This is a genomic window from Nocardia sp. CC201C (assembly GCF_030010695.1).
GTDB lineage: Bacteria > Actinomycetota > Actinomycetes > Mycobacteriales > Mycobacteriaceae > Nocardia > Nocardia otitidiscaviarum.
This window is the reverse complement of the sequence record NZ_JASCXP010000609.1, coordinates 1-2,988: the sequence shown is the minus strand read 5'-3', so window position 1 is coordinate 2,988 and position 2,988 is coordinate 1. Positions and strand designations below refer to the sequence as shown.

The window sequence follows — 2,988 nt, the reverse complement described above, 5'->3', positions numbered from 1 at the left end:
CGCTCCTGAAGGTCTCGAAGGGCATTCACCCGTGTAGACGAGGCAGGTCGATGAATCTCATCGAGAATCGAGCCTGCTTCTCCTCCGTGCGTGTTGTATCCGCGTGGAGACCGCAGCGTTCGATGTGACATGCGGCTAATACATGTTTAGATGCGCATATTTCCATGTAGGTATTTTTTACCTGCGAATGCAAGGGAGTCCGGCTCCAGCTCCGGCTGCTACGCCGCGAGGGCCGCTACCGCGGCATCGGCCGTCATCGCGCTGTGCGCGCCGCCGAATAGGACGACATGGATGAGCAGCGGGTGGAGTTGATGCAGCGGAATGCGTTGCCGCCAGCCCTCTCCCAGCGGTGCGTACTCGTCGTACGCGGCGCGGATGCGGTCCAGGTGCGGTGCGCCGAAGAGGGCGAGCATGGCCAGGTCGGTTTCGCGGTGGCCGCCGTGGGCGGCCGGGTCGATGAGCATCGCGCGGCCGTCGGTCCAGTGCACATTGCCCGACCACAGGTCGCCGTGGATCCGGCTGGGCGGTTCGGCGGGGCCGGCGAGGGTGCCGATGCGGTCGATGACGGTTTCGATCAAGCGGACGCCGTCGCGGCCCAGGTGGGGTGCGGCGGCGGGTAGGTAGGGCGCGAGGCGGCGCTCGGCGTACCAGGGACCCCACTCCCCCGCCGTCGGCGTGTTGTCCAGGGGCAGGGTGGCGATGCGGCCGGGCCAGGGCGCGCCGAAGTGGTCCGGTGCGGCGGCGTGCAGGGCGGCCAGGTCGCGGCCGAAGCGTTCGGCGGCGGCCGAGGATGCCGATTCCGGTGGCAGCCACGGCAGTACGAGTACGCGGGCGTCGACGGCGAGCACGGCGGGAACGAGACCGCCGGGATCCGCGGCGGCGAGCCAGCGTAGTCCGGCCGCTTCCGCGCCGAAGACCCCACTCCCCTCTCCCACGCCCGGCCCGATCGCGCCACCGTCGGGTGCGTTGTGGCCCGGGACTCTCCCGGTCGAGCCCTCGTCGACTGCGCTGTCACCCGCGACTCCCCCCGCCTCGCCCTCGTCGAGTGCGTTGCCACCCGCGACTCCCCCGGCCGCGCCGTCGTCGCGCGCGTTGTTGCCACCCGCGACTCTGTGGTCCGGGGCATCGCCGTCCGGGATGTCGTCCGGGGCGTTGTCGAGGGCTTTGACGAAAATGGCTCGGCCGTCGGCGGTTTCACCGCGATACAGGCTCCATGCGTGGCTGTGCCCGATCCGCCGCAGGGCGACGGACGCCCGCAGGAGGGCGGCTACGTGCGCGGTCACGTCCATGTGGGTCATTCTGCGGTGACGGCGATGCGGTCGCGCAGCAGGGTGGCGGTGGCCGGATCGGCGGGGAAGAAGGCTTCGATGGCGAGTTCGGCGACGGTGACGTTCATGGGGGTGCCGAAGACGGTGGTGATGCTGATGAGCGACAGGTCGTGGCCGTCCAGGCGCAGGCGCAGTGGTACCACGGCCTGGTCGGGATCGGGTAGCCCGGGGTGTTCCTCGCCGCCGGGGTAGGCGCGCAGTTCGTCGCGCAGCGCGGTGAGTTCGGGCGCGCCGCTGACGTCGATCTGGCGTTGCAGGCGTTCGAGGATGTGGCCCCGCCATTCGGGGAGATTGGTGATGCGTGGGGCGAGGCCGTCGGGGTGCAGGCTCAGGCGTAGCGCGTTGATGGGTTGGGTGAGCAGTGCCGGGTCGACGCCGTCGAGGAAGAGGGCGATGCCGGCGTTGGCGTCGACCATGTTCCAGTTGGCGTCGACGGCGAGGGCGGGGTGGGGTTCGTGGCCGGTGAGGACCTGGCGGAGCACGGTGCGGATGGGTGCCATGGCGGGGTTGTCGAGCGCCGGTTCGGTGTAGACGGGGGCGTAGCCGGCGGCGAGCAGCATGCGGTTGCGTTCCCGCAGGGGGATGTCGAGTTCGTCGGCGAGGTGCAGCAGCATGGCGCGGCTGGGGGTGGCGCGGCCGGTCTCGATGAAGGAGAGGTGGCGGGTGGAGGTTTCGGCGCGGCCCGCCAGTTCGAGTTGGCTGAGGCGGCGGGTGGTGCGCCAGTGCCGGAGCAGGTCGCCTGCGGTCTGCGTTGCCATGGGTTCGATCGTACGAATCGGTCAGCGGCGCAACCATTGCCCGACGGGTGTGCGGGTGGGTGGCGACGCGTGCCGTCACCCACCCGGGTCAGCCGGTGAGGGCGGGGCAGGCGCGTTGCAGGGTCTCCCAGACGCGCTCGGGCGCCCGGAATTCGGGGTCGGAGCGGTAGATCTCGGCGATGGCCGTGGCGGTGTCGAGTTGGCGGGCGGCGGTGTCGAGCGTGTCGGCGGGGATGGGTGGGTGCGCGCCCGGCAGGGTGCTGAAGGTGGGGTGGGCGGGGTCGAGGATGCCGTAATCGATGCTGGAGTCGATCTGGCGGTCGCAGCGGCAGGGGTTGGCGCGGTCGACGAGTCCGCAGCGGTCGGCGATGATGCTCCGCATGGTGCGGCGGGCGCGGGCCAGGCGCTGCCGGTAGGCGGCGCGGGTGATGCCCAGGGCTTGTGCGCCTTCGCTGTCGGGGAGGCCGATGAGGTCGCCGAGCAGGTAGGTGATGCGCAGGTCGCGGGTGAGGGCGAGCAGCATGCCGTAGGTGCAGGCGAGTCGGACTTCGCCGGCGAGCAGCCGGAAGGTGGCTTCGTCGAAGTGGTCGGCGGGGGTGGGGGCGAGGTTGCGGTCGATCCAGTCGGCGAAGGGTTCGGGTCCGGCGACGCTGAGTTCGATCGGGCCGCGCGCGGTGCGCAGCAGGTAGCGCGAGGCGATGGTGTACACCCAGGTGGTGAGTTTGGAGCGGCCCTCGAATTCCGACAGGTGGGTGACGACGAGGATGAGGATTTCCTGGGTGGCGTCGGCGGCGGCTTCCGGGTCGGAGCTGAAGCGCAGGGCGAGCCGGTAGATCAGGTCCTGGAGTTCGCGGCAGAGCTGTTCGAGGGCGTCGGCGTCTCCGGCGACGGCCCGGGGGGGC

3 protein-coding genes are annotated in these 2,988 nt (G+C 70.8%); all 3 read right to left on the bottom strand.

Translation table 11 applies throughout. From position 1 onward, the window contains the following. Positions 1-218: 218 nt before the first annotated feature. On the bottom strand, positions 219-1,289 hold the full coding sequence (locus QK444_RS34830; protein ID WP_349239565.1) for a fructosamine kinase family protein: 1,071 nt from the start codon (positions 1,287-1,289) through the stop codon (positions 219-221). Positions 1,290-1,294: 5 nt separating this feature from the next. Then, complete coding sequence (locus QK444_RS34825; RefSeq protein WP_282786250.1) at positions 1,295-2,086, bottom strand: helix-turn-helix transcriptional regulator; 792 nt, start codon at positions 2,084-2,086, stop codon at positions 1,295-1,297. Between the two features lie 88 nt (positions 2,087-2,174). Beyond that, positions 2,175-2,988, bottom strand: an 814-nt coding sequence (locus QK444_RS34820) for an RNA polymerase sigma factor (RefSeq protein ID WP_282786249.1), incomplete at its 5' end; no start/stop codon positions are given.

Bases quoted from the DNA above. Each gene is read 5' to 3' on its own strand.
- QK444_RS34825 (WP_282786250.1), bottom strand. From the start codon at position 2,086: ATGGCAACGCAGACCGCAGGCGACCTGCTCCGGCACTGGCGCACCACC.
- QK444_RS34830 (WP_349239565.1), bottom strand. From the start codon at position 1,289: ATGGACGTGACCGCGCACGTAGCCGCCCTCCTGCGGGCGTCCGTCGCC.